Genomic DNA, 25,810 nt, shown 5'->3' with positions numbered 1-25,810 from the left:
GGGCGATAACCGCCGCCATCCCTGGCACGACCGCCGCCATCGCGCACGGGGGTGCGCTCCTACCGTGCTTGCGAGCGGTGTCGGCGAATGGGGGCGCGATTACGCGGCGTCTGCCTTGGCGGCGCGCTTGCGCTCGTGCTCGAGCAGGTAGCGCTTGCGCAGGCGGATGCTCTTGGGGGTGATCTCGACCAGTTCGTCGTCAGCGATGAACTCGATCGCGGATTCCATCGTGAGCTGGATCGGCGGCGTCAGCGACACCGCTTCGTCCTTGCCCGAGGCGCGCACGTTAGTGAGCTGCTTGCCCTTGATCGGGTTGACCACGAGGTCGTTGTCGCGCGAGTGGATGCCGATGATCATGCCCTCGTAGAGCGCGTCGCCCGGGCTCACGAACATGCGGCCGCGATCCTGCAGGTTCCACAGCGCGTAGGCCACGGCGTCGCCGTTGTTCTGCGAGATCAGCACGCCGTTGCGGCGCTCGCCCATCGCGCCCGCCATCGGGCCGTAGTCGTCGAAGACGTGGCTCGCCAGGCCGGTGCCGCGGGTCAACGTCAGGAACTCGCCCTGAAAGCCGATCAGGCCACGCGCCGGGATGCGGTACTCGAGGCGCACACGGCCCTTGCCGTCGGGCTGCATGTCCTGCAGATCGCCGCGGCGGCGGCCGAGCTCTTCCATCACGCCGCCCTGGTGGTCTTCCTCGACGTCGACCGTCAGCAGCTCGTAGGGCTCGCACTTCTTGCCGTCGATCTCCTTGAACACCACGCGCGGGCGACCCACCGCCAGTTCGAAGCCTTCGCGGCGCATGTTCTCGAGGAGGATGGTCAGGTGAAGTTCGCCGCGGCCGGAAACCTCGAACACGTCCGAGTCCTCGGTGTAATTCACCCGCAGCGCGACGTTCTTGAGCAGCTCCTTCTCTAGCCGCTCGCGGATCTGGCGGCTGGTCACGTACTTGCCTTCGCGGCCGGCGAGCGGCGAGGTGTTGACCATGAAGTTCATCGTCAGCGTCGGCTCGTCCACCGCGATCGGCGGCATCGCGTCGAGCGCGGACGGGTCGCACAGGGTGACGCCGATGTTGACCTGGTCGATGCCGGCCACCAGCACGATGTCCCCGGCCTCCGCCAGCTCCGCCGCCGAGCGTTCGAGGCCCTTGAAGGTCAGCACCTGGCTCACCTTGCCCTTGCCGCGGTTCTCGTCGCCATACATCACGACGATTTCCTGGTTGGGACGGATGGTGCCGCGCTTGATGCGGCCGATGCCGAGCTGGCCCATGTAGGTGGAGTAGTCGAGCGAGCAGATCTGCAGCTGCAGCGGGCCGGCGGCGTCGACATGCGGCGCGGGCACGTACTTGAGGATGGCCTCGTACAGCGGACGCATGTCGACGCGCTCGTCGTCGAGGTTCTCCACCGCGAAGCCGTTCAGGCCGGAGGCGAAGATCACCGGAAAGTCGAGCTGCTCCTCGGTGGCGCCGAGCTTGTCGAAGAGGTCGAAGGTGTGGTTGATGACCCAGTCCGGACGCGCGCCCGGGCGGTCGATCTTGTTGACCACCACGATCGGCTTGAGGCCGAGGGCGAGCGCCTTGCGCGTCACGAAGCGCGTCTGGGGCATCGGCCCTTCCTGCGCGTCGACCAGCAGCAGCACGCCGTCGACCATCGACAGCACGCGCTCCACCTCGCCGCCGAAGTCCGCGTGGCCCGGGGTGTCGACCACGTTGATGTGGGTGTCGCCGTACTGGATCGCGCAGTTCTTCGAAAGAATGGTGATGCCGCGTTCCTTCTCGATATCGCCCGAATCCATGACCCGTTCGGCCACTTGCTGGTTGTCGCGGAAGGTTCCGGACTGGCGCAGCAGTTGGTCGACCAGGGTGGTCTTGCCGTGGTCGACGTGGGCAATGATGGCGATGTTGCGGATGGAGCGCGTCATGGAGAAGGGGAAGTCCTTGAAAGGGCAAGGATTCTAACATGCGCCATGGCGGTGCAACATGAATTTGCGGGGAATGAGGAGGCAGTATGCCGCCGCGATGCGGCGGAGACGCGGCGGTCAGGCCCGGCAGATCATTTCGAGCACGCCCCGCACCCGGCCCATCGCGTGGTGCAGCACCGCCTCGATCTCGTCCATGCGGATCCCCTGCTCGCTCGACCAGCGCCCGGCCGCGTAGTTGACCACGACGTTGATCGCCGCATAGGGGATGTCGAGCTCGCGCGCGAGCGAGGCCTCGGGCATGCCGGTCATGCCGACCAGGTCGGCGCCGTCGCGCTCGAAGCGGTCGATCTCGGCGGCGGTCTCGAGGCGGGGCCCCTGCGCGGCGGCGTACACTCCGCCGTCGACCATCGTCTCGCCGGCGAGCGCGCCGGCGCGCAACAGGCGCTGGCGCAGGACCTCATCGTAGGGATGGGTGAAGTCGACATGGCGCACCAGGCCCTCACCGCCCTCGAAGTAGGTCATCTCGCGGCCCCAGGTGTAGTCGATGACCTGATGCGGCACGATCAGCGTGCCCGGGCCGAGGTCCTCGCGGATGCCGCCGACCGAGGCCACCGAGACGATCGCCTCGGCCCCCGCCTGCTGCAGCGCCCAGATGTTGGCGCGGTAGTTCACCCGGTGCGGCGGGATCGTGTGGCCGTAGCCGTGGCGGGCGAGAAATACCACCGGACGCTCGCACATGGTGCCGAAGATCAGCGCGCCCGATGGCTCGCCGTAGGGCGTGCGCGCCACCTCGCGGCGGAGCACCTCCATGTTCGAGAGCTTGGTGAGGCCGCTGCCTCCGATAATGGCGAGCATGGACGTGTCTCCCTTGTCGAGCGTGGTCGAGGCTTACTTCTTCTTCGCGACCGCCTGGCCGCCGAAGCGATGGGCGAGGTAGGCGTCGAATTCGCCGCCGGTTTCGGGGTGGCGGAGGCCGAATTCGACCGTGGCCTTCAGGTAGCCGAGCTTGGAGCCGCAGTCGTAGCGCACGCCGTCGAACTCGTAGGACAGCACCGCCTCCTGCTTCATCAGCGCGGCGATCGCGTCGGTGAGCTGCAGCTCGCCGCCGGCGCCGGGCTTGAGCGCGCGGATGTGATCGAAGATGCGCGGGGTCAGGATGTAGCGCCCCACCACCGCCTGCGTCGTCGGTGCCTCTTCCGGCTTCGGCTTCTCGACGATGCCGGTCACGCGCTGCACCTTGCCCGCCAGACCCTCGGTGCTGACGATGCCGTACTGGCTCGTCTCCTCGCGCGGCACGTTCATGGTGCCGAGCACCGAGCAGCGGTGATAGTCGTACACATCGGCCATCTGCTGCATCACCGACGGACCGCCGCGGTTGTCGAGCAGGTCGTCGGCGAGGATCACCGCGAAGGCCTCGTCGTCGTTGATCACCGCCGAGGCGCACAGCACCGCGTGCCCCAGGCCGAGCGCCTCGGCCTGACGGATGTAGATGCAGTTGACGTTCTTCGGCACGGTGTTGCGCACCAGCTCGAGCAGCTGCTTCTTGCCGCGCGCCTCGAGCTCGGTCTCGAGCTCGTAGGCCTTGTCGAAGTGGTCCTCGATCGAGCGCTTGGTGCGGCCGGTGATGAAGATCATCTCGGTGATGCCGGCGGCGAGCGCCTCCTCCACCGCGTACTGGATCAGCGGCTTGTCGACGATCGGCAGCATCTCCTTCGGGCTTGCCTTGGTCGCCGGGAGGAAGCGGGTGCCCATGCCGGCCACCGGGAAAACCGCCTTGGTAATCTTCTTCATGTTCGATCGCACTCCGGGTTGACACCGTCCGCGCCGCACGGCGGGACGGCAGGAATCATGACTGCAGCAGCGCGCGCAGGCCCGCCTCGTCGAGGATCGCGACGCCGAGCGTCTGCGCCTTCTCGAGCTTGGAACCGGCCTCCTCGCCCGCCACCAGGTAGTCGGTCTTCTTCGATACCGAGCCGCTCACCTTGCCGCCCGCGGCCTCGACCATCGCCTTCGCCTCGTCACGGGTGAGCGTGGGCAGGGTGCCGGTGAGCACCAGGGTCCTGCCGAGCAGCGCACCGGCCGGGGCCACCGCCGGCGGCCCCTCCTCCCAGCGCACGCCGGCGGCGCGCAGCTGCTCGATCACCTCGCGGTTGTGCGGCTCGGAGAGGAAATCGACGATGCTTCTGGCCACGATCGGGCCCACGTCGGGCACCTGCTGCAGCGTCGCCTCGTCGGCCTCGAGCAGCGCGTCGAGCGCGCCGAAGTGGCGCGCGAGGTCGCGCGCGGTGGCCTCGCCGACGTTGCGGATGCCGAGCGCGAAGATGAAGCGCGCGAGCGTGGTGTGGCGGCTCTTCTCGATCGCCGCCAGCAGATTCTGCGCCGACTTCTCGCCCATGCGCTCGAGGTTGGCGAGCGCGAGCAGGCCGAGCCGGTAGATATCCACCGGCGTCTTCACGATCGCCGCATCCACCAGCTGGTCGACCAGCTTCTCGCCCAGACCGTCGATGTGCATCGCGCGCCGGCTGGCGAAGTGCAGCAGCGCCTGCTTGCGCTGCGCGGGGCAGAACAGGCCGCCGCTGCAGCGCGCCGCCGCCTCGTCCTCGCCGCGCACCACGTGCGAGCCGCACACCGGGCAGGTCGGGTAGCGCGCGAGCAGGTCGAAGCGCGGTAGCTCGCCCGCGCGGCGCTCGAGCACCGGTGCCACCACCTCGGGGATGACGTCGCCGGCGCGGCGCACGATCACCCAGTCGCCGATGCGCACGTCCTTGCGGTCGATCTCGTCCTGGTTGTGCAGGGTGGCGTTGGTCACCGTAACCCCGCCGACGAAGACCGGCTCGAGCCGCGCCACCGGGGTGAGCGCGCCGGTGCGCCCCACCTGCACCTCGATGTCGCGCAGCAGGGTCACCGCCTCCTGCGCGGGATACTTGTGCGCCACCGCCCAGCGCGGCTCGCGCGAGACGAAGCCGAGCTCGCGCTGCAACGCGATCGAATTCACCTTGTAGACCACGCCGTCGATGTCGAAGGGCAGCGTCTCGCGCTTTTCCGCGATCTCGGCGTGGAAGGCGACGAGCGCACGCGCCCCGCGCAGCACCGCGCGGTGCTCGCACACCGGCACGCCGAAGGCGGCGAGCGCTTCGAGCACGGCGGAATGCGTCGGCGGCATCGCCCAGCCCTCGGCGTCGCCCACGCCGTAGGCGAAGAAGGACAGCGGCCGCCGCGCGGCGATCGCGGGGTCGAGCTGGCGGATGCTGCCGGCAGCGGCGTTGCGCGGATTGACGAAGGTCTTGTCGCCCGCGGCCTGCTGGCGTGCGTTGAGGCGCTCGAAGTCGGCGCGGCGCATGTAGACCTCGCCGCGCACCTCGAGCACCGGTGGCGCTTCGCCCGCCAGGCGCAGCGGGATCGCGCGCACGGTGCGGATGTTCTGGGTCACTTCCTCGCCGCGCTGGCCGTCGCCGCGGGTGGCGGCCTGCACCAGCACGCCGTGCTCATAGCGCAGGCTGATCGCCAGGCCGTCGAACTTGAGCTCGGCGGCATACTCCACGTCGGGCGCCGCCTCGGAGGCCTCGGGCGCCAGCCCGAGCTCGCGCCGGATGCGCGCGTCGAAGGCGATCGCGCCAGCCTCGGTGGTATCGGTCTCGGTGCGGATCGACAGCATCGGCACCTTGTGCACCACGGTGGCGAAACCGTGCAACGGCTTGCCGCCGACGCGCTGGGTGGGCGAATCCGGGCTCCGCAGCGCGGGATGGGCGGCCTCGAGGGCCTGCAGCTCCTGGAACAGGCGGTCGTACTCGGCGTCGGGAATGGTCGGCGCATCGAGCACGTAATAGGCATGGTCGTGGCGCGCGAGCTCGGCGCGCAGCGCCCGCACCCGTACCGCGGCCTCGGCGGCCGCGGCCTGCTGCCCAGCGCTCATATCGCGAACAGTCGCTTCGCCAGCGGGCTGCCCGCCGGAATGCCGTGCTCGTCCATGCGCTCCTGGAACTGCGCGATCTGACCGCGCACCATGTCGGCCGCCTCGGCGCCGAACAGGGTGCGATTGTCGTCGACCACCGCGCCGCCGAGGGCGTTGGCGAGGCGACCCGCCGCCTGCATCAGCAGGTCGAAGGCGACGGGCCCTTCGGACACCCGCGGCACGTCGATCACCAGCGTCAGGCCGCCGGTGCGCACCTGCTTCATCATGTCGGCGGCGAACAGGCTGGGCTCGAGATTACCCACGGTAAACAGCGTGTTGCCGTCGACGTCGCGCGCGTGATAGGTGCCGTCGCCCTGCAGCGTCATGCCTTGCGCACTGGCCGCCTCGTGGATGCGGCTGCCCTCGAAGGGGGCGCCGGTGGCGACCACGTTCACCCCCACCTGAACGTCCACCTCGGCGCAGAAGCGGTCGAGCGCGGCCGCCTTCTGCAGCGTGTCCGTGCGCAGCGGCAGCTCGGCCGGCAGCGCCATCAGCGCATCGGCCACCCGCTGCACACCACCCGAGAAGTGCTGGAACTCGGCCTCGCCGATCGCGCCCTGGCGGTTCACCAACTGCATCGCAGCGCAGTACCAATGGCAGGCGCCAGCGCTGTGGGCGTCGAGTCCGCGCCACTGGTTGCTGGTCTCGTCGAGAGCGAACCAGCGCACCGGCAGGCCGGCCAGCTGCTGCGACTGGGCGTGCCACACGCGCTGGGCCTCGAGCGGCTCGATCGCCTCGAGACGCACGATGCAGTCGGCGCGCGCATCGAGCACTTCCGGCACCTCGGGCGCGCTGCGCCGGGTCGGGGCTTCGCGCACCGGGCGGACCGCGGACGGGGCGGCGCCCGACGCGCCAACGCCCGCGACGGCCGCCTCATCCTCGCCGTCGCCGAAGCGCGGCTCGTTGCGTTCCTGCGCGCCGGCGCCGCTGCGCCGCTCGAGCAGCACGTCCCGGCCCTCGGAGCGGAAAGCCTCGGCGCGTTGCTTGTGCTTGTGTTCCTGCCACTTGTTGTAGGCGACGATGAGGACGACCAGTCCGAGCCCCGCGCCGACGAGAGCAATCTGCAGATCGCTGTCCATGAGTTCTTCTCTTCCTGTTGAGTCCTGCTTGTCAGGCTGCGACCGGCTCGGCCAGGCGCAACGCTTCTTCGATATCGACTTCCACCACGCGCGACACGCCCTGCTCCTGCATCGTCACCCCGACGAGCTGCTGGGCGAACTCCATCGTGATCTTGCTGTGGCTGATGAAAATGAACTGGGTCTGCGCCGACATGCGCTTGACCATGTTGGCATAACGTTCCGTATTGGTATCGTCCAGCGGCGCATCCACCTCGTCAAGCATGCAGAACGGCGCCGGATTGAGCTGGAACATCGCGAACACCAAAGCGATCGCGGTGAGCGCCTTCTCCCCGCCCGACAGCAGGTGGATCGAGCTGTTCTTCTTGCCCGGCGGCTGGGCGACGATCTGGATGCCGGCGTCGAGGATCTCCTCGCCGGTCAGCAGCAGTTCGGCCCGCCCGCCGCCGAACAGTTCCGGGAACAGCGTGCTGAACTGGCGATTGACGGTGTTGTAGGTCTCCTGCAGCTGCTCGCGCGTCTCGCGGTCGATGCGGCGGATCGCGTCCTCGAGGGTCTCGATCGCCTTGAGCAGATCCTCGGTCTGTTCGTCGAGGTAGCCCTTGCGCTCGCTGGCGGTGCGCAGCTCGTCGAGCGCGGCGAGGTTGACCGCGCCCAGCTCGGCGATCTCGCGTGCAAGCCGGCTCACCTCGCGCTGCAGGCTCGCCTCCTTGGGCTCGCTCGCGAGCAGCGGCGAGAGCGCGGCCTCGTCGGCGCCGGCCTCGATCAGGCGTTCGTCGAACTGGCTCGCCGCCAGCTCGGCCGCCTGTACCGCGAGCCGCAGCTCGGCCACGCGGTTGCGGACCGGCGCGCTCTCGTGCTCGGTGCGCAGACGCAGCTCTTCAATCTGCTTGAGTTCGCCTGCCGCGCCGGCGAGCGCGTCGCGGCAGGCGGCGAGGGCGGCCTCGCGCGTGTTGCGCAGCTCGAGCGCGGCGTGCAGCGCGTCGCGGCTGCGCTCGTCGGCGCTCGCCTCGATCTCGGTGTGGCGGCTGTCGCGCTCCGCGGCGATGCGTGCGAGCTGCTCGGCGGCGAGCTGCTGGTTGCGCTCGATGTCTTCCAGCTTGCCGGCGCACTCACGCGCGGAAAAGCGCGCCTCCTGCAATTCGTGCGCCGCGCCCTGCTCCACCGTGCGCAGCTCGCGCAGCGTCTGCTCGCGCTCGCGCAGCACCGCCTGCGCCGCGTCGAGGCGCTCGCGCTGAAGCTCGGCGAGCTCGGCGGCGCGCGCGTGCTCGAGCTCGGCACGCGCGTGGTGCTCGCGCTCGGTCGCCTCCTGGTGCAGCAGATCCTCGAGGTCGCGCGCGATCTGTTCTTGGCGCTCCTCGGCGCGGCTCCGCGCCTGGGCGAGTTTGAGCGCCTCCACCTGGGCGGCGTGCACCGCGGCCTGGGTCGATTGCGCCTCGCGGCGCAGTCCGCTCGCCTCGTCCTGCAGCCCGGCGGCGAGCTGCTCGGCGGCGTGCATCGCCCCGTGCGCCTCGCCCGCCTCGTCCTCGAGCGCGGCCAGTTCGCCGGCGAGCGCGTCGATCTCACGCTCGCGCTCGATCACGCCGTGGGTGCGAGAATCCGGACTGAAGTGGATCAGCACCTCGCGCCCGAGCAGCTGGCCGCGCGCGCCGCACAGCAGCGCCCCGGCGGGCAGCTCGGCGCGGCGCGGCAGCCAGTCCTCGAGCCGCTCGACCGCATGGCAGCCGCGCAGGAAGGCGGCCACCAGCGGCGCGAGCGCCGGGTCGGCGACCTTCACCAGCTCGGCCAGCGCGGTGGTGCCGGGGATGGTCGGCAGTTCGTCGGCGGCGGCCGGCGCCGCGGGCAGCGCGATCGCGAGCGACTCGGGCGGCGCCTCATCGAGCAGGCAGCGCGCGGCGGCCTCGGCCGCGGCGGGGTCGGCGGCCACCAGGGTGGCGAGCCGCTCGCGCAGCACCGCCTCCACCGCGGCGTCCCAGCCCTCGTCCACCCGCAGGCTGCGCCACAGCGGCGCGATGCCGTCCAGCCCCTGGCGGCGCAGCCAGTCGCCGAGCTTGCCCTGCGCCTGCACCCGCGCCTGCAGCTGCACGAGCGCGTCGCGCCGGGCGCGCAGCTCGGTGAGCCGGCGCTGCACCGCGCGTTCGTGTTCGAGCGCCTGCTTGAGCGCCGACTGCGCGTCGGGCAGCCGCGACTGCAACGCGGCGAGCGCCTGCTGCTGGTCTTCCAGGGTCTCCTGCAGGGTCTCGAGGCGCGCCTCGGCCTCCATCAGCGCGCGCTCGTCCGGGCCCTCGATCGTGCCGCGCTCGGCCTCGATGCGGCCGCGGCGCTGCTGCAGGCCGTCGAGGGTCCGGCTCGCGCTTGCCCGCCGCGCCTCTTCCACCCGCAGCTGCTGCTCGGTGTGGGCGAGCTCGCGGCGCGCGGTGGAGGCGGCGGCGTCGGCCGCCTCGCGCGCGGATTCCAGTTCGGGCAGGCGCTCGAGCAGCTCCTCGTGGCGCGCCTCGACCTGCGCCGCGCGCAGCCCCGCGTGTTCGGCCAGGCCCTCCCAGCGCTCGCGCTCGGCGGCGAGCGCCTCGCGCCGCGCGCCCCAGTCGGCGGCCTCGGTGTCGAGCTGGTCGAGCCGCGCCTCGGCGCGCTTGCGCGCCTCCTGCAGGTGCTGCAGCTCGGTCTCGAGCCGGCTCACCTCGGCGCCCACCGCGAAGAGCTCGCTCTGCGCACGGTGCACTTCCTCGGAGGCGGCGAAGTGCGTCTCGCGCGCCGCCTCCACGCCGCCTTCGAGTTCCTGCAGGCGGGCGCTGTCGGCCTCGATGCGGCGGGTGCACTCGTTGAGCTCGTCGGCGAGCCGGTCGCGCTGGGCGCGCGCCTCGTTGCGCTTGATCAGCCACAGCAGCTGCTGCTTCTGCACGTGGGCGTCGTTGAGCTCGTGATAGCGCGCCGCCACCGCGGCCTGCGCCTCGAGGTGACCGATGCGCTCGCCGAGTTCCATGCGGATGTCGTCGAGGCGGGCAAGGTTGTCACGCGCGTCGGACAGCCGGCCCTCGGTCTCCTTGCGCCGCTCGCGGTACTTGGTGACGCCCGCCGCCTCCTCGAGAAAGCCGCGGATATCCTCGGGGCGCGCCTCGATGATGCGCGAGATCATGCCCTGCTCGATGATCGCGTAGGCGCGCGGACCGAGCCCGGTGCCGAGAAAGAGATCGACCACGTCCTTGCGCCGCACGTGGACGTTGTTGATGTAGTAGCTGGAGGTGCCGGTGCGGTCGAGCACACGCTTGACCGAGATCTCCGCATAGCGCGACCACTGTCCGGGCGCGCGGCCCTCGAGGTTCTCGAACACCAGCTCCACGCTCGCGCGCTGCACCGGCTTGCGCGTGGTCGAGCCGTTGAAGATCACGTCCTGCATCGACTCGCCGCGCAGGGCCGAGGCGCGCGTCTCGCCCAGCACCCAGCGCACCGCGTCGATGATGTTCGACTTGCCGCAGCCGTTCGGCCCCACCACCCCCACCAGGTTGCCGGCGGTGATCACGGTCGTCGGGTCGACGAAGGTCTTGAAACCGGAGAGTTTGAGCTTGGTAAGACGCACGAGCGGATTTGCGGTGAAGGAGTTCCGGTACCGCCACACCGACCGCGGCCGGCGCAGCAAAGCGGCATGATAGCACCTTAAAACCCAGCGCCCACGCGGCTTATTGCGGTGCAGCGTAACCGTTCGCAACACCCCCGAGACGCTGTAGGAGCCCTGCCCCCAGGGCGATGGCAGCCGTCATCGCGGGCACCACCGCCGCTTATCGCGCAGAGGGCTGCGCTCCTACAGCGCCTGTGGCGCGCTCCCGTGTAGGAGCCCTGCCCCCAGGGCGATAGCAGCCGTAATCGCCAACACAGCCGCCGTTTATCGCGCTGAGGGCAGCGCTCCTACAGACCGCGGGCGGCGCGGTCGCACCCTTTTCCCGTCAATTCGCGATGTACCACGGCATCGCCGCCTGGATGCCGGCGAGGATGGTGTGGCTGGGGGCGTAGCCGAGCAGGCGCTCGGCCTTGCCGATGTCGGCCTGGGAGTGGCGGACGTCGCCGGCGCGGAAGTCGCCGTAGATCGGGGCCTTGTCGTAGGCCACGCCGTTCTCGCCGAGCGCCTGGCGCAGCGCTTCGAAGAGCTGATTGAGCGTGGTGCGATCGCCCACGGCGACGTTGTACACCTGGTTGCGGGCGGCTTCGTCGGTGGCGGTGGCGGCGAGCAGGTTGGCCTGCACCGCGTTGTCGACGAAGCAGAAGTCGCGGCTGGTCTCGCCGTCGCCGTTGATGAAGACGTCCTCGCCCGCGATCATCGCCGCGGTCCATTTGGGGATCACCGCAGCGTAGGCGCCGGCCGGGTCCTGGCGCTTGCCGAAGACGTTGAAGTAGCGCAGGCCGATGGTGGTGAAGCCGTAGGCGCGGGCGAACACGTCGGCATAGAGCTCGTTCACGTACTTGGTCACCGCATAGGGCGAGAGCGGCTTGCCGATGGTGTCTTCCACCTTGGGCAGGCCGGGGTGGTCGCCGTAGGTGGAGCTGCTGGCGGCGTAGGTGAAGCTCTTCACCTCGGCGTCGCGCGCGGCGACCAGCACGTTGAGGAAGCCGTCGATGTTGGCGGCGTTGGTGGTGAGCGGGTCGGCGAGGCGCGCGGCACCGAGCCGAGGGCGGCCTGGTGGAGCACGTAGTCCACGCCCTCGCAGGCGCGGCGGCAGTCGTCGAGCGCGCGGATGTCGCCTTCGATGAAGCGGAATTTGGCCCATTGCTGCGGCGAGACCAGCGTCTGCACCTCGTCGAGGTTGCGCTGGTGGCCGGTGGCGAAGTTGTCGAGGCCGACGACCGTCTGGTCGAGCTTGAGCAGGGTCTCCAGCAGGTTCGAGCCGATGAAGCCGGCCACGCCGGTGACGAGCCAGGTGCGGGGGGCTTGTTGGAGGGTGGTCTGCAGGGAGGCGTAGCAGTTCATGGTTACCTTCATGCGGAGGGTTCTCATCGCTGGAGCGTGAGCCAGTGCTTGGCTTGCGCGCCATTCACGTTGGCCGGGTCGATCCGCGCGTCGAAGCTGACAAAGCGGCACTCATGCCGCCCGGCAAGGCCATACAGAAGCCGGCAACCCCTGTAGAAACTATGAAGGGCCATCCGGTCTCTCTCCACCTGAACCGGTTGCACGGGATAACAGGAGGAAAAGATGGCACAGATGGCCCTTCAAGCGAACGATAGTGGATGGGTTGGGGTGTTGTACATGGCGCTGGAGCTGAGCAAGTCGACGTGGAAGGTCGGCTTCGAGTATCAGGGCAAGCGGCGGATCAAGAACGTGCCCGGTGGCGAGGTGAGCGCGCTGCGCCAGGCGCTCGACGAGGCGCGGCACAAGCTGGGCGTGCCTGAGGGGGCGTTGGTGCGCTGCTGCTACGAGGCGGGCCGGGACGGGTTCTGGCTGCACCGGCTGCTCGAGGGCTGGGGCGTGCAGAACGTGGTGGTCGATCCGGCGAGCATCGAGGTGAGCCGTCAGGCGCGTCGGGCGAAGACGGATCGGGTGGATCTGCAGTCGCTGCTGTCGAAGCTGCGCCAGTACCACGGGGGCGAATGGGGGGTTTGGAAGGTGGCGAAGGTGCCCTCGGAGCAGGACGAGGAAGGACGGCTGCTGCACCGCGAGCTCGAGCGGCTCAAGAAGGAGCGCACGGCTCATGTGCTGCGGATCAAGGCCTTGCTGTTCGCCCAGGGGGTGCGGGTCGAGCGGGTGGGTGGCAAGCAGTGGGCCGCGGCACTGATGGCGCTCAGGCGCCACGACGGTCGTGCGCTCCCGGCCGACCTGATGGCGCAGGTGCGTCGCGAGAGCGAACGCCTGGCGATGGTGCAGGCGCAGATCACGGCGATCGAGAAGGAGCAGGCGCGCCGCGTGCGCGAGGCGGCCGAGGCGGGCGGGGCGATGGCGATGGTGCGGGCGCTGCGCCAGCTCAAGGGGATCGGTCCGGTGGCGGCGTGGGTGTTCGTGATGGAGTTCTTCGGCTGGCGGCAGTTCAAGAACGGCAAGCAGGTCGGTGCGCTGGCCGGGCTGACGGGCACGCCCTACGCGAGCGGGCAGATGCAGCGCGAGCAGGGCATCAGCAAGGCGGGCAACCAGCGGGTGCGGGCGCTGGCGGTCGAGATCGCGTGGCTGTGGTTGCGCCACCAGCCCGACAGTGCGATCAGCCGCTGGTACGCCGAGCGCTTTGCCGGCACGAGCAAGCGCCACAAGCGGGTGGGCATCGTGGCGGTCGCACGCAAGCTGCTGGTGGCCCTGTGGCGCTACCTGGACACGGGCGAGCGCCCCGCGGGGGCCCCCGGGGTTCGACACTTAACCCCGATTTTCGCCCCTTTTCGGAAAGTGCCTTCAGCACTGGCGCGGGTTTCAAGGCCATGATCGCAAAAGTGATGTGGTGGCACGTTTGTAACAGCCACCTTCAAACTTGACGAGGTCTTGCGCCTGGGTAAAGTGGCGGCATGCACGTCAAGCTCACCACCTCCGGAGGCCGCCGCTACGTCCAGCTCGTCGAGTCCTATCGCGACGAAGCCGGACGGGTGAAGAAGCGCACCGTCGCCACGCTCGGCCGTGCCGAGCAGGTCGATGGTTCGCTCGACGCGGTGATCAACGGCCTGCTGAAGATCACCGGCCGCGCGCCGATGGGCGCCAAACCGCCGGCGCAGACGGTGACGTTCGAGTCCGCGCGTGCGCTCGGCGACGTATGGGCGCTGACCGAGTTGTGGAACTCCTTGGGCTTCTCGGGGCTGCGTCGGGTGTTCCGCCGCACGAGCCGCACCACCGACGTGGAGGCGCTGATCCGGCTGATGGTGCTCAACCGTCTGTGCGACCCCGAATCCAAGCTCGGCGTGCTGCGCTGGGTGCAGACCGTGGCGCTGCCCGACTTCCGGCCAAAGGCGGTCACGCACCAGCAGTTGCTGCGCAGCCTCGATGCGCTGATGGATCACCAGGACGAGGTCGATGCCGTGGTCGCCGGGCTGCTGCGCCCGCTGATCGACCAGGATCTGTCGGTGGTGTTCTACGACCTCACCACGATCCGCAGCGAAGGGCTCAGCCAGCAGCCCGGCGACGTGCGCCAGTACGGCATGGCCAAGGAAGGGCTGATCGCCCGCCAGTTCATGCTCGGCGTGGTGCAGACCGCCGAGGGGTTGCCGATCTACCACGAGGTGTTCGACGGCAACACGGCGGAGACGCGCACGCTGCTGCCCACGCTGACCAAGGTGCTCGAGCGCTTCCCGTCGGTGCAGCGCCTGGTGCTGGTCGCCGACCGGGGGCTGCTCAGCCTGGACAATCTGGAGGCGCTGAAAGCCGTGCGCCTGGCCAGCGGCAAGCCGCTCGAATTCATCGTCGCGGTGCCGGGCCGGCGATACAACGAGTTCATCGAGCTGCTCGAACCCTTCCACGAACAACAGTGCGGCACCGCCACGCAGGAAGTGATCTCGGAGCAGCCCTGGAACGATCTGCGGCTGGTGGTCGCGCACGATCCGGTGACGGCCGCCACGAAGACCGAACAACGCAACGAACGCATCGACGCGCTGATCCGCCAGGCAGACCAATGGAGCGGCAAGCTCACCGAACAAGACGAAGGCGTGAAGCACCGGGGGCGCAAGCTCTCGGATAGCGGCGCCAAGGCGCGCTTCTACCGCGCGGTCAGCGAAGCGCACCTGTCGCGCATTCTCAAGGTGGATCTGGGTGAAGAACTCTTCAGCTACCACATCGACGAGAAGGCGAAGCGTCTTGCCGAAATGATGGACGGCAAGATGCTGTTGGTCACCAACGCCGAGGACCTGTCCACGCAGAACGTGATTCAGCGCTACAAGTCGCTCGCCGACATCGAGCGCGGTTTCAAGGTGCTCAAGTCCGAGATCGAGATCGGTCCGGTGTATCACCGCCTGCCCGAGCGGATCCGCGCGCATGCGTCGATCTGCTTCATGGCGCTGATCCTGCATCGCGTGATGCGCAGCCGACTCAAGGCGGCCGACGCGGGCTACACGCCCGAGCGGGCGCTTGAGCAACTACAGCGCATCCAGCATCACCGGGTGCGACTGAACGGCTGTGAGCCGGTGGCGGGGGTGTCGACGCTCAGCACGGAGCAGCATGAGGTGCTTCATGCCTTAGGAATCGAAAAGCCAGCGGCGCCGGAGCAGTTGGCGCTGTTGTAGTGGCATTTTTGAAAGTGCGCTCTCGCAAAAACAAGCACTTGCGAGCGTAACTGTCGAACTCGGGGGGCCCGGCTCAAAGCGGTCCGGGCGTGACGCGCAACGCGGGCTGCAGGGGCGCGCCCGTTTGAGTTGGATGCAGGGCAGATGCGCCGCGTTGATCCCGAGTGGTTCGGTCGATGCGTGCGCGTACAGGTTGAAGAAGGTTTGTAAGCGCTCCACGAACCCCATCCTTACGTAGCCCTGGGTGAGCCCGCATGCTTCGGCTTCCGTTTTCCGGGGAGCACGAGCATGTCGGAGCGCAGCACGTTTTGGTTGTCGCACCTGTCGGCGATCGAGGCCGAGGGCATCACCACGAAGGCCTACGCCGAGCGCGAGGGCCTGTCGCCGCAAGCGCTTTACCAATGGCGTAAGCGCCTGGTGGCCGGCGGTCGCCGCAGCCGCGCCAAGCTTGGCGGATTCGTTCCGATCCAGATCGAGCCTTCGATGACGGCCCGCACGGGCTGCACGGTAATGATCGGCGCACAGCTGCGGCTCGAGTGCGCGACGCTGCCCGGCGTCGACTGGCTGGCCGCGCTGTCGGCGGCGCTCTCGGAGCGGAGGCGCTGATGCATCCGGGGCACACCATCGGCGCGGTGTATCTGTACCGGCCGGCGATCGACTTCCGCAAATCCATCGGCGGGCTGTCGGCGCTGGTCGAGCAGGAACTGGGGCTAAACCCGTTCGGCGACGCGCTGTACCTGTTCATCAACCGCCGCCGCGACAAGCTCAAGGCGCTGTACTGGCACCGCAACGGCTTCTGCCTCTGGTACAAGCGACTCGAAGCCGAGCGCTTCGCCTGGCCGGCGGCCGAGGCGGGCCAGCCCACCTGCACGCTGACGATGAAGGAGCTTGAGTGGCTGCTCGAAGGCTTCGATCTGTGGGCGGCTAAACCGCATAAAACGCTGCATTACCAATCAGTTACGTAGCATGATCGGGTATAATTCCGGCATGCCGCAACGTACCGCCGTCCCTCGCTCGAACCCCGCCGTCGGCGTGTGCGCATCCGTCCTCCCCGAGCAGTTGCCCGACGATCCAGCGGCGCTCAAAGCTTTGCTGCTGGCACAGCAGCAGGCGTTCGAGGCACGTGAAGCCGAACGGCAGGCAGCCTTTGATGCCCGCGAGGCGGAACTGCAAAAGGCCTTCGAGGCGCGCATCCTCGAGATCTACGAGCAACTACGCCTGGCGCGTCGGCGCATGTTCGGGCCCAGCAGCGAATCGCACGCGGGCCAGGGCTGGCTCTTCGACGAGGCCGAAGCGCTGGCCGCATCCGCACCCGAGGCGGACGACACCGCGACTCTGCCGCCCCCGGCCACCGAGCCGTCTGGCCAGACCCCGGCCGACGCCGGCAAGAAGAAGGCGCGCGGCAAGCGCAAGCCCTTGCCCATCGAGCTGCCGCGCATCGACGTCATCCATGACGTCCCCGAGGCCGAGCGCACCTGCGCCTGCGGCACGCCCATGGTCGAGATCGGCCAGGACGTCAGCGAACAGCTCGATATCGTGCCGATGCAGGTGCGCGTGCTGCGCCACATCAAGAAGCGCTACGGCTGTCCCAAGGGCGACCAGGCGCCCGTCAGCGCCCGCGCCCCGGCGCAGGTGCTACCCAAGAGCAACGCGAGCAACGACCTGCTGGCGATGCTGCTCGTCACCAAGTACGTCGATGGGCTGCCGCTGGCGCGTTTCGAGTACGTGCTCGCCCGCGCAGGCGTGCTCGTGCCGCGCCAGACCCTGGCGCGCTGGGTGATCGGCACCGCACGGGCACTGCAGCCGGTCGCCAACCTGATGCGCGATGTGCTGCTCGGGCACGACGTCATCCACATGGACGAAACCCCGGTCCAGGTGCTCAAGGAGCCTGGCCGGGCGGCGACCAGCAAGAGCCAGATGTGGGTGCAGCGCGGTGGCCCGCCGGGTAGGCCGGTGATTCTCTTCGAGTACGATCCGAGCCGCGCGCAGGCGGTGCCCTTGCGCCTGCTCGAAGGCTGGAAGGGGCATCTGATGGCCGACGGGCTCGAGAGCTACGGCGCCATTGCCTTCACCGAAGGGGTGACCCGGCTCGGTTGCTGGGTCCATGCACGCCGTCGTTTCGTCGATGCCGGCAAGGTGCTGCCCGAAGGCAAGCGTGGTCGCGCCCACGAGGCGCTGGCCCTGATCGGCAAGCTCTACGCCATCGAGAAGGAGGCGCGCGAACTGAACGACGCCGAGCGTCTGGCGCTACGCCAGAGCCGAAGCCGTGCCGTCATCGGTGAGCTTCGCGGTTGGCTCGATCAGGTGCTCCCCACCGTGCCGCCCACCTCGATACTCGGCGGTGCCCTAGGCTACCTGCATCGGCAGTGGCCGCGACTGACGCGCTACCTCGAGCGCGGCGACCTGCCGATCGACAACAACCCGGCCGAAAACGCCATCCGACCCTTCGTCGTTGGGAGGAAGGCGTGGCTCTTCTCGGACACCCAGGCCGGCGCGCGTGCCAGCGCGCTCATCTACTCGCTGATCGAGACCGCCAAGGCCAACAACGTCGAGCCGTACCTGTGGCTGCGCCACGTACTGCGCGCCTTGCCTACCGCGACCACCGTCGAACACTTCGAGGCCCTCCTGCCCTGGAGTCTCAAGGCTGAGCAGTTGATCACAGCGTAGCGAGCCCCGGAAGGATGGGGTTCGTGGAGCGCTTACGAAGGTTTCGCGGTCGCCCGAAGGGCTCCTGGGTGCATGAAGGCACCGACCTTGTAGAAGGGGCACCGCACACGATGGGTCGGACTGCCGCCTGCGGGCGTATGCAGTTTTAGGTCACCGCAGCCCGAGCGCGGGCGCGGTACGGATAGAAGGTGGTGACAGGCTCAGTCCTCTCACGCGATGGATCGACCCATGAACCTTGCATCGACGCTGTGCGCAGCAAGATGGACCGCAACACCGCGGGCAGGCGCAAGGCGGAAACGATGTCGAACAAAACAGGCAAGGGGTTCGGCAGGGTCGTCGGCCCGGTGTGGCCGGACCGACGACCCTGCGCGAGCCTAAGGCCCCCTTCACGGGGTCAAGGGTGCGCTACGCCGGTCCGCTTCGCGGCCCGCCCTTGACCCCGTTCCGGGGGAAAAACCGAAAACCGGAGAAGGTTGACAGCGGAGGCCTCATAGAAGGAGCCCTGCCCCCAGGGCGATAACCGCCGCATCGCCCGCACAACCGCCGTTATCGCGCACGGGGGTGCGCTCCTACAAGACCCGTGCGTGGGTCAGGCGGCGGCGCTGGGGGCGTCTTCCAGCCCCGCCCGCCGCGTGTAGATCAGATCCACGAGGCGCTCGTCCGGGGTGTACCCGCTCACCAGCGCCTGCAGCAGCTCGCGCACGCGCGGGTAGTCGGCGTGCTGGATGGCTTCGACGATGGACTGCAGGGCGGGCACGAGCTCGCTCCAGGGCAGGCGCTCCTCGGTGGCGCGCATGATCATCGGGTGGGCGGTGGGCAGCACGTTGTCGCCGATCAGCAGCTCCTCGTAGAGCTTTTCGCCCGGGCGCAGGCCGGTGAACAGGATCTCGATGTCGCCCTCGGGGCGCTCGTTGGAGCGCACCGTCAGCCCCGACAGATGCACGATGCGTTCGGCCAGCTCGACGATCTTCACCGGCTCGCCCATGTCGAGCACGAAGACGTCACCGCCCTCGCCCATCGACCCGGCCTGGATCACCAGCTGCGCGGCCTCGGGGATGGTCATGAAGTAGCGCGTCATGCGCGGGTCGGTCACCGTCACCGGCCCGCCGCGGCGGATCTGCTCGCGAAACAGCGGGATCACCGAGCCCGACGAGCCGAGCACGTTGCCGAAGCGCACCATCGTGAAGCGGGTGCGGTTTTCCACCGCGCCGCGCGCCTCCTCGCGGAACAGCACCGGCGCGCGCTCGGCCGCCAGCGCCTGCAGCACGAGCTCGGCCAGGCGCTTGGTCGCGCCCATGACGTTGGTCGGGCGCACCGCCTTGTCGGTGGAGATCAGCACGAAGTTGCTCACCCCGGCGCGAATCGCCGCCTGCGCCGAGAGCAGCGTGCCCATGGTGTTGTTGAAGAAGCCCTGGGCGACGTTGTGTTCCACGATCGGCACATGCTTGTAGGCCGCCGCGTGGTACACCGTGTCCACCCGCCAGGCGTTCAAGGCGTCGAGCATGCGTTCGTTGTTGCGCACCGAGCCGAGGATGCCCACCAGCTCGATCGCCAGCCCGCGCGAGCGGATCACGCGCTCGAGCTCGGTCTGGATCGAATACAGCGCAAACTCCGAATGCTCGAACAGCACCAGCGCCCGCGGCCGGCAGGTGACGATCTGACGGCACAGCTCCGAGCCGATCGAGCCGCCCGCGCCGGTCACCATCACCGCCTGGCCCACGATACAGCGCTCGAACAGCCCGCGCTCGGGCGCCACCGGCTCGCGGCCTAGCAGGTCGTCGATCTCCACGTCCCGCAGGTCCTCCACTTTCACCGAGCCTTCGCACAGCGCCTTCAGGCCCGGCAGCGTGCGCACGTGCACCGGGTAGGGATCGAGCAGCGCGAGGATCTCGCGCCGCCGCCGCCGCGGCGCCGACGGAATCGCCAGCAGCATCTCGGTGGCGCCGGTCGCCGCCAGCATGCGGCCGATGTCGTGCGGCGCATACACCGGCAAGCCGCCCACCACCGTGTTCCACAGCGAGGGGTCGTCGTCCACGAAGGCCACCGGCCGCAGCTCGTTGCCCGCGCGCAGACCGCTCACGATCTGGTTGCCCGCCGTGCCCGCGCCGTAGATCGCCGCCGCGGGTCGCTGCGGACGCGGCACCACCCGCACCCGCGGCTTGCGCTCGCCGCTCGGGCTCGCGACCCCGTCGGCGACGAAGTAATTGCGCATCAGCAAACGCAGCCCGCCGAGCAGCAACATCGCCGTGCCCCAGTAGATCACCGGCACCGAGCGCGGCACCACCACCTCCTGCGCCGGCATCAGGAGCACCACCATGAACAGCACCATCGTCGCCAGCGTCACCGCCTTGCCGATCGTGATCAGCGCGTGGCGCCCCACGTAGCGCAGCACCGCCCGATACAGGCCGAGCACCACGAAGAACGGCAGCGTCACCACCGGCGCGAGCAGAAACAGCCAGGCATGGCCGCCGAAGGGTTCGATCGGGCCCACTGCCTCCAGCCGGATCAGAAAAGCCAGCCACAAGGCCGCCCACACCAGCACCACGTCGGCCGCCACCTGCAGCACGCGCTTGTAGCGGCGCGGCAGCCGTAACAGTGAACTACGCATCACATTCCGCCTTTCTTCGATCGTCGGTCACTGCCCGACCCAATCCCCACATCAGATAGCCGGCGAGCACCCCCACCGCATCGGCCAGCCAGTCCTGCCAGTCGCCATACCGCCAGCCGGTCGCGGCCTGGGCGAGCTCTATGGCGACGCCGTAGGCCAGCAGCCCGAGCGCGACCCGGCCCACCGCCCCCGGAAAAGCCCCGAACCCGAGCACCGCCAGCAGCAGGAAGGCCAGCCCGTGCTGCGCCTTGTCCCACAGGTCGAAGGCCGCCGGCGGCAGCCAGGGGCCGGGCAGCAGCGACGCCACCGCGATCGCCGCGCACGCGCCCCAGAACACCAGCCGCAGCAGTGCGCTCAGGCGCTCGCCCATCAGCCCGCCGCCCGCGTCATCACCTGCGCCAGGGCGTCGCAGCTGCGCTGGATCTCGTCCGCGCTCAGGCCGGGATGCACCAGGAACATCAGGCTCGTCTCGCCCAGCTCGCGCGCCACCGCCAGCGGCGTCTCCGGCCGCCAGCCGGTGCCGTCGAAGGCCTTCTCCAGATACACCTCCGAGCACGAGCCCGAGTAGCACGGCACCGACAGCGCGTTGATCTCGTGCAGGATGCGGTCGCGGCTCCAGCCCGGCTTCAGCGCCTGCGGCTCGACGAACACGTAGCACTTGTAGGCGGCGTGCTCGATGTCGGCGGGCACCTCCGGCACGCGCAGGCCGGGCAGCGCGCGCGCCGCGTGCCAGATCGCGTTCGCGTTGCGCACCCGCTCTGCGTGCCAGGCCGGCATGCGCCGCAGCTGGATGCGGCCGATCGCCGCCTGCATCTCCATCATCCGCCAGTTGGTGCCGAAGCTCTCGTGCAGCCAGCGGAAGCCGGGCGGGTGCTCGCGCTCGTACACCGCCTCCCAGCTCTTGCCGTGGTCCTTGAGCGACCACATGCGCGACCACAGCGCGCGGTCGTTGGTTGTCACCATGCCGCCCTCGCCCCCGGTGGTCATGATCTTGTCCTGGCAGAAGGACCACGCCCCCACATGGCCGATCGAACCCACGCCGCGCCCCTCGTAGCGCGCGCCATGGGCCTGGGCGCAGTCCTCGATCACCTTCAGGCCGTGCGCCTCGGCCAGCGCCATGATCGGGTCCATGTCGCACGGCCAGCCCGCCAGGTGCACGCAGATCACCGCCCGGGTGCGCGGGCTCAGCACCGCGCGGATGGTGTCGGCGGTGATGTTCTGGCTGTCGCGATCCACCTCGGCGAACACCGGGGTGGCGCCCGCGTTCACGATGCTCGACACCGAGGCGAGGAAGGTGCGCGGCGTCACCACCACCTCGTCCCCCGGGCCGATGCCGAGCGCCTGCAGGGCCACGTCCAGCGCCACCGTGCCGTTGGCCAGCGCCACCGCGTGCGCCGTACCCGCCCACGCAGCGAACTCGGTCTCGAACTGCCGGCATTCCTGGCCGGTCCAGTAATTCACCCGGTTGGAGAGCACCACATCGCGAACCGCGTCGGCCTCTTCCGCGGTGAAGTTGGGCCAAGGGCTAAAAGGCGTATTGAGCATTACGAACTCGTCATTCCATTCATTCGATTGAAAGGGCCGCCACTAGCGCGGCCCCTACTTCTGCATCACCCGCGCCGGGTTGCCCACCACCGTGGCGCCCGCCGGCACGCTCTTCGTCACCACCGCGCCCATGCCCACCACCGCGCCGCGGCCGATCACCAGCGGCTCGCCAGGCCTGCCCTGCTTGATCACCGCACCGGTGCCGATGTAGGCGCGATCCTCGATGACGATGTTGCCGTTGCACTGGACGCCCGGCGCAAAGGTCACGAAGTCGCCGATCACGCAGTCGTGCTCGACGTAGCTATACAGGTTGGCGTGGAAGAAGCGACCGATCCGGATGTTCGAGGTCAGGGTCACGAAGGGGCTCAGCAGCGCGCCCTCCCCCAGTTCCACCTCGTCCATCACCACCACGTTCGACGCCGCCACCGTCCACGGCCGCACGCCGTCCGCCTCCAGCCGCGCGGCCAGCTTCGCGCGCACCGCACTGTTAGCGATCGCCAGCGCCGCAAAGCGCGTGCCCGCGGGTTCCGCCATAAAGGCTTCGTAGCTCAGCACCCGCTGCCCGTTCAGCACCTGGCCCGGCTGCGCCGCGTCATCCACGAACACCAGGCGGTCCGCCGCCATTCCGAGCGCGCGCGCCTGCTCGCGCGCGAGCGGCATGATCCCGCGCCCGCACCCGCTCGCGCCATACACGCAATAGAGCGCGTCCTGCATCACTTGTCCCTCGCTGCCGAGCCGGTGAATTTCGCCATCGTTGCCTCGCCCGCCGCGCTGATCCCCTCGCGCACGAACACCTTCTTCACCGTCAGCGCCAGGATCTTCAGGTCGAGCCAGAACGACTGGTTGTCCACATACCACACGTCCAGGCGAAACTTCTCTTCCCAGCTCAACGCATTGCGCCCGTTGATCTGCGCCCAGCCCGTCACCCCCGGGCGCACCGCGTGGCGGCGCGCCTGCTCGGGCGAATACAGCGGCAGGTATTCCATCAGCAGCGGCCGCGGCCCCACCAGGCTCATGTCGCCCTTGAGCACGTTCCACAGCTCGGGCAGCTCGTCCAGGCTGGCCGAACGCAGAAAGCTGCCGAAGGGCGTCATGCGCTCGGAATCGGGCAGCGGCTGGCCGTCCGGGCCGATGGCGTCGCGCATGGTGCGGAACTTGACCATCTGGAAGGGCTGGCCGTGCAGGCCGGGGCGGGTCTGGCGGAAGAGGACGGGGGAGCCGAGCTTGTTGCGGATCTGCCAGGCGAGGATTGGAATTACCGGGGCGAGCAACAACAGGCCCAACGCCGAAGCCAAGACGTCGAACATCCGTTTGATCATTGGACCCCCATCTCTCTTAGCATTACCGCATTCACCCGACGAACGTCATATTTCTCCTCGGCAATTAATCGTGACCGGCTACCCATACAACGCGCCAGCTCCGGATCCTCGATAAACCTCGTCATCGCCTCCGCCAACTCCCCTACCGACTTCACTGGTACGAGAAACCCGTTATCACCGTCCACAACCGTTTCTCGACATCCCGGCGCATCGGTCGTGATCACCGGCCGCCCCATCGCCATCGCCTCAAGCACGGTGCGTGGAGTACCCTCCCGATAAGACGGCAGCACATACACGCTACAATCCGCAATGGCGTGCCGCACGTCCTCCAGTCGCCCCAGATAATCAAGCGTGCCATCCCGGACCCATCCATCCAGTTCATCCGACCGTATCGCATCGGGGTTACTGTCGATCCACCCAACAAGTCTGAAAACGACGCTTGGATACTTCGAACGTACCAGACGCGCAGCTTCCGCATACTCGCGAATGCCTTTATCACCGAGCAGTCGCGCAATAAGCAGAAAACTGGGGGTCTCTGGGAATCTCGCAACGCAAAACCGCGCCAGATCAACGCCCGAGCCATTGAGGACATACGACGGCTTCGATGCGGTAAGCAAGCGCAAATTTCGAAACAGAGCCTCGTCGTCAGGATTCTGAAAAAAAACTTTACTACTACCTCGCAGCGCCAACCGATAGAGCCTTAGAGCCAAACTGCGCACTACTCCACGCAGCCCTCTACCGTGGGAGCCCGTAAACGCATAACCCAATCCCGTTATCAGGGCGAAAGATCTGGGCACCCCTGCCAGTCTTGCGGCCAACGACCCGTAGATGACCGGCTTAATCGTATACCCCAGAACGAAGTCCGGCCGAACCCGAAGCATCAATCGTCGTAGATATATAAGCGTAATCAAATCTGCCACCGGATTCATACCAGTTCGCGTCAAAGGGATATCGTGCGCCTTGATCCCTTTCGCCTCAAGCAGTGTCCGCACGGCACTACCCTCCGGCAGATCTGGTGCTGCAACGACCACCGATAGGCCGCACGCCAGTAAGGAATCTAACAGCGCACCCCGAAATTGTATTAACGAATCAGGAAACCCAGCGATGACAAGAAATTTCATTTTGCACATTCACCAATCAAAGGCCCCATCAAGAAAGACGCTTAACCTACTGTACCCGACCGCCCCCCGAAGGACTCGTCTGCCTCGCAGCCCGATCTCCGCCGAAAATACAAATTAACACCATAACATAGAAAAACATCGGCAATCTGAAGACAGTAGACGGAACAAACTGGAACAGTAAAAACAGCGCTATCACATAGCAGGAAAAGACGAAGGACATACTCCCACTATAGATATCATAGAAAAGAAAACAAAAGAAAATGATCGCAATTGAAAGCCCCACATAACCCAAAAGAAAAGAAATCTCTACAATAAAAGAATGTGGATTCATTTTTGCGAGCGAACTATCGTAGCTCGCAAAGAATTTTCCATAGTTCAAATCGGACATTGTCCCAAAGCCAAGTCTTCCAATATTTTCGACTAACCTAACGGAAGACAAGATACGAAACTCCGTTGACTGATCCTCCACAAGTGCGTTTATTGTTGAAAACTTTGCTATGGAACGCGCAATCACGTTGCTCTCAAAGCCTTCTATATTAACGCCAACTGCTAGCAATCCACAGATTATCGCCAAACCAAATACCCGCAAGACCTTTCCGGAGAGCTTAAAATTAACCAGATCACTTTCTTTGAGAAAGAAATAAAAAAGAACAGTTAAATACCCTATTAACGCCGTTCGTGATAGCAAGATTAGAACGGCACCACCAGACGCCAATAAGATACCAAAGCCGGAAATATCAAACCTTATTTTTCCAACAATAATCAAGAACAAAACTGTCAAAACAATCATTACCGATACATTGTTTGGATTCCCATAACTACCAGTCAACGACCCTGACCACTCAGCATTCTCCGCCCGCGGCGCGAGTCCCACACCCCACTCTAAATAGCTGAACTGTGCAAATACAATGAACACCTCAAACCAAAGCGAAAACCTAACCACGTCAAACGCGCGCCCCCTTAATGATTCACTCCTATTTAAATTAGCCCCAACAAATAGCAAGCAGACCAACAGAAAGCTATAAACAAACAGAGGTCTAGGCGGAAGATCACCACGCCCCCCATAAAAATACACTATCAACGAAAGAAGAAAAAATACGAAAAACAATATTATGTACTTAAACCAAACTTTTTCGATTTCACCCCCACTCATTACGACTACTGAAAAAATAAATATTAAAACGTATGTCAGCTCTAAAGCACCCGGAAATATAAAGTTAATCTGAGACGATACAAAAAATAAGAAAAAACTTGCAAGTGCAAAGCGATTAATTATCTCTTCTCTCTTCTGCGTATTCACGTGGAACACCTTACAAAATCAACTACGCCAAAAAAATACTCAGCGACTAACGCCCCTCTGCATCTTCATCGACATTCAACCGCCTGAGATCTCTGACCTTTTTAATTTAAACGCAAGAGTCTTACGGAAGCCC

The 25,810-nt window shown here is 67.0% G+C and carries 18 protein-coding genes and 1 pseudogene; 5 read left to right on the top strand and 14 right to left on the bottom strand.

The window, feature by feature from the left end; translation table 11 throughout:
* Positions 1-99: 99 nt before the first annotated feature.
* The 7 genes and pseudogenes from typA to BB334_RS03940 form a co-directional block, all read right to left on the bottom strand.
* The gene (gene typA / locus BB334_RS03970; RefSeq protein ID WP_068804631.1) at positions 100-1,917 is read right to left on the bottom strand and encodes a translational GTPase TypA; all 1,818 of its coding nucleotides are present in this window, start codon (positions 1,915-1,917) and stop codon (positions 100-102) included.
* Between the two features lie 117 nt (positions 1,918-2,034).
* Positions 2,035-2,772, bottom strand: coding sequence for an S-methyl-5'-thioinosine phosphorylase (locus tag BB334_RS03965; protein WP_068804628.1), 738 nt, complete (start codon positions 2,770-2,772; stop codon positions 2,035-2,037).
* A 33-nt stretch (positions 2,773-2,805) separates the two neighbouring features.
* Positions 2,806-3,708 carry a UTP--glucose-1-phosphate uridylyltransferase GalU gene (gene galU, locus BB334_RS03960; RefSeq protein WP_068804625.1) on the bottom strand — a complete coding sequence of 301 codons (903 nt, stop codon included), beginning with the start codon at positions 3,706-3,708 and terminating at the stop codon, positions 2,806-2,808.
* 55 nt (positions 3,709-3,763) lie between these two features.
* Positions 3,764-5,830: an NAD-dependent DNA ligase LigA gene (gene ligA / locus BB334_RS03955; RefSeq protein ID WP_068804623.1), complete on the bottom strand. Its 2,067-nt coding sequence runs from the start codon at positions 5,828-5,830 to the stop codon at positions 3,764-3,766.
* Positions 5,827-6,948, bottom strand: coding sequence for a cell division protein ZipA C-terminal FtsZ-binding domain-containing protein (locus tag BB334_RS03950; RefSeq protein WP_068804620.1), 1,122 nt, complete (start codon positions 6,946-6,948; stop codon positions 5,827-5,829). Before BB334_RS03950 ends, ligA begins: the two co-directional genes overlap by 4 nt.
* Before the next feature lie 31 nt (positions 6,949-6,979).
* Positions 6,980-10,519 (bottom strand): chromosome segregation protein SMC, encoded by a 3,540-nt coding sequence (gene smc / locus BB334_RS03945; protein ID WP_083200281.1) that lies wholly within the window; start codon positions 10,517-10,519, stop codon positions 6,980-6,982.
* Between the two features lie 364 nt (positions 10,520-10,883).
* Positions 10,884-11,902 (bottom strand): annotated as a pseudogene (locus tag BB334_RS03940) (NAD-dependent epimerase/dehydratase family protein).
* A 222-nt stretch (positions 11,903-12,124) separates the two neighbouring features.
* On the opposite strand from BB334_RS03940, the gene BB334_RS03935 reads away from it, so the two are divergent.
* From BB334_RS03935 to tnpC, 5 genes are all read left to right on the top strand, one after another.
* Positions 12,125-13,336, top strand: coding sequence for an IS110 family RNA-guided transposase (locus BB334_RS03935; RefSeq protein ID WP_198531173.1), 1,212 nt, complete (start codon positions 12,125-12,127; stop codon positions 13,334-13,336).
* A gap of 80 nt (positions 13,337-13,416) precedes the next feature.
* Positions 13,417-15,117: an IS1634 family transposase gene (locus BB334_RS03930; RefSeq protein WP_068804614.1), complete on the top strand. Its 1,701-nt coding sequence runs from the start codon at positions 13,417-13,419 to the stop codon at positions 15,115-15,117.
* 288 nt (positions 15,118-15,405) lie between these two features.
* Positions 15,406-15,723: an IS66 family insertion sequence element accessory protein TnpA gene (gene tnpA / locus BB334_RS03925; RefSeq protein ID WP_068804612.1), complete on the top strand. Its 318-nt coding sequence runs from the start codon at positions 15,406-15,408 to the stop codon at positions 15,721-15,723.
* Entirely contained in the window at positions 15,723-16,082 is a 360-nt protein-coding gene (gene tnpB, locus BB334_RS03920; RefSeq protein WP_068804609.1) for an IS66 family insertion sequence element accessory protein TnpB, read from the top strand. Before tnpA ends, tnpB begins: the two co-directional genes overlap by 1 nt.
* A gap of 22 nt (positions 16,083-16,104) precedes the next feature.
* Positions 16,105-17,784: an IS66 family transposase gene (gene tnpC, locus BB334_RS03915; RefSeq protein WP_068806079.1), complete on the top strand. Its 1,680-nt coding sequence runs from the start codon at positions 16,105-16,107 to the stop codon at positions 17,782-17,784.
* A 589-nt stretch (positions 17,785-18,373) separates the two neighbouring features.
* Here tnpC and BB334_RS03910 read toward each other — a convergent pair.
* The 7 genes from BB334_RS03910 to BB334_RS18090 are packed head-to-tail and all read right to left on the bottom strand — an operon-like array spanning position 18,374 to position 25,677.
* Positions 18,374-20,392, bottom strand: coding sequence for a polysaccharide biosynthesis protein (locus tag BB334_RS03910; RefSeq protein WP_068804606.1), 2,019 nt, complete (start codon positions 20,390-20,392; stop codon positions 18,374-18,376).
* The gene (locus BB334_RS03905) at positions 20,385-20,762 is read right to left on the bottom strand and encodes a VanZ family protein (RefSeq protein ID WP_068804605.1); all 378 of its coding nucleotides are present in this window, start codon (positions 20,760-20,762) and stop codon (positions 20,385-20,387) included. The genes BB334_RS03910 and BB334_RS03905 overlap by 8 nt, the downstream gene beginning before the upstream one ends.
* Positions 20,762-21,937 (bottom strand): DegT/DnrJ/EryC1/StrS family aminotransferase, encoded by a 1,176-nt coding sequence (locus BB334_RS03900; RefSeq protein ID WP_068804603.1) that lies wholly within the window; start codon positions 21,935-21,937, stop codon positions 20,762-20,764. The genes BB334_RS03905 and BB334_RS03900 overlap by 1 nt, the downstream gene beginning before the upstream one ends.
* Positions 21,938-21,991: 54 nt before the next feature.
* On the bottom strand, positions 21,992-22,651 hold the full coding sequence (locus tag BB334_RS03895) for an acetyltransferase (RefSeq protein WP_068804601.1): 660 nt from the start codon (positions 22,649-22,651) through the stop codon (positions 21,992-21,994).
* Positions 22,651-23,244, bottom strand: a complete 594-nt coding sequence (locus BB334_RS03890) for a sugar transferase (RefSeq protein ID WP_269798988.1) — start codon at positions 23,242-23,244, stop codon at positions 22,651-22,653. The genes BB334_RS03895 and BB334_RS03890 overlap by 1 nt, the downstream gene beginning before the upstream one ends.
* A gap of 8 nt (positions 23,245-23,252) precedes the next feature.
* A complete protein-coding gene (locus BB334_RS17445; RefSeq protein ID WP_083200311.1) occupies positions 23,253-24,377 on the bottom strand; it encodes a glycosyltransferase family 4 protein in 1,125 nt (374 codons plus the stop codon).
* Between the two features lie 46 nt (positions 24,378-24,423).
* Entirely contained in the window at positions 24,424-25,677 is a 1,254-nt protein-coding gene (locus BB334_RS18090) for a hypothetical protein (protein WP_158014348.1), read from the bottom strand.
* Positions 25,678-25,810: the final 133 nt, after the last annotated feature.

It is taken from the genome of Thauera phenolivorans (genome assembly GCF_001696715.1).
In the GTDB taxonomy this organism is placed as follows: Bacteria; Pseudomonadota; Gammaproteobacteria; order Burkholderiales; family Rhodocyclaceae; genus Thauera; species Thauera phenolivorans.
This window is presented reverse-complemented; position numbering and strand designations above follow the sequence as displayed.

What these genes read in the sequence shown, in the direction of transcription:
- typA (WP_068804631.1), bottom strand. Translation starts at nt 1,917, where the DNA reads ATGACGCGCTCCATCCGCAACATCGCCATCATTGCCCACGTCGACCAC.
- BB334_RS03965 (WP_068804628.1), bottom strand. Translation starts at nt 2,772, where the DNA reads ATGCTCGCCATTATCGGAGGCAGCGGCCTCACCAAGCTCTCGAACATG.
- galU (WP_068804625.1), bottom strand. Translation starts at nt 3,708, where the DNA reads ATGAAGAAGATTACCAAGGCGGTTTTCCCGGTGGCCGGCATGGGCACC.
- ligA (WP_068804623.1), bottom strand. Translation starts at nt 5,830, where the DNA reads ATGAGCGCTGGGCAGCAGGCCGCGGCCGCCGAGGCCGCGGTACGGGTG.
- BB334_RS03950 (WP_068804620.1), bottom strand. Translation starts at nt 6,948, where the DNA reads ATGGACAGCGATCTGCAGATTGCTCTCGTCGGCGCGGGGCTCGGACTG.
- BB334_RS03935 (WP_198531173.1), top strand. Translation starts at nt 12,125, where the DNA reads ATGGCACAGATGGCCCTTCAAGCGAACGATAGTGGATGGGTTGGGGTG.
- BB334_RS03930 (WP_068804614.1), top strand. Translation starts at nt 13,417, where the DNA reads ATGCACGTCAAGCTCACCACCTCCGGAGGCCGCCGCTACGTCCAGCTC.
- tnpA (WP_068804612.1), top strand. Translation starts at nt 15,406, where the DNA reads ATGTCGGAGCGCAGCACGTTTTGGTTGTCGCACCTGTCGGCGATCGAG.
- tnpB (WP_068804609.1), top strand. Translation starts at nt 15,723, where the DNA reads ATGCATCCGGGGCACACCATCGGCGCGGTGTATCTGTACCGGCCGGCG.
- tnpC (WP_068806079.1), top strand. Translation starts at nt 16,105, where the DNA reads ATGCCGCAACGTACCGCCGTCCCTCGCTCGAACCCCGCCGTCGGCGTG.
- BB334_RS03910 (WP_068804606.1), bottom strand. Translation starts at nt 20,392, where the DNA reads ATGCGTAGTTCACTGTTACGGCTGCCGCGCCGCTACAAGCGCGTGCTG.
- BB334_RS03905 (WP_068804605.1), bottom strand. Translation starts at nt 20,762, where the DNA reads ATGGGCGAGCGCCTGAGCGCACTGCTGCGGCTGGTGTTCTGGGGCGCG.
- BB334_RS03900 (WP_068804603.1), bottom strand. Translation starts at nt 21,937, where the DNA reads ATGCTCAATACGCCTTTTAGCCCTTGGCCCAACTTCACCGCGGAAGAG.
- BB334_RS03895 (WP_068804601.1), bottom strand. Translation starts at nt 22,651, where the DNA reads ATGCAGGACGCGCTCTATTGCGTGTATGGCGCGAGCGGGTGCGGGCGC.
- BB334_RS03890 (WP_269798988.1), bottom strand. Translation starts at nt 23,244, where the DNA reads ATGTTCGACGTCTTGGCTTCGGCGTTGGGCCTGTTGTTGCTCGCCCCG.
- BB334_RS17445 (WP_083200311.1), bottom strand. Translation starts at nt 24,377, where the DNA reads ATGAAATTTCTTGTCATCGCTGGGTTTCCTGATTCGTTAATACAATTT.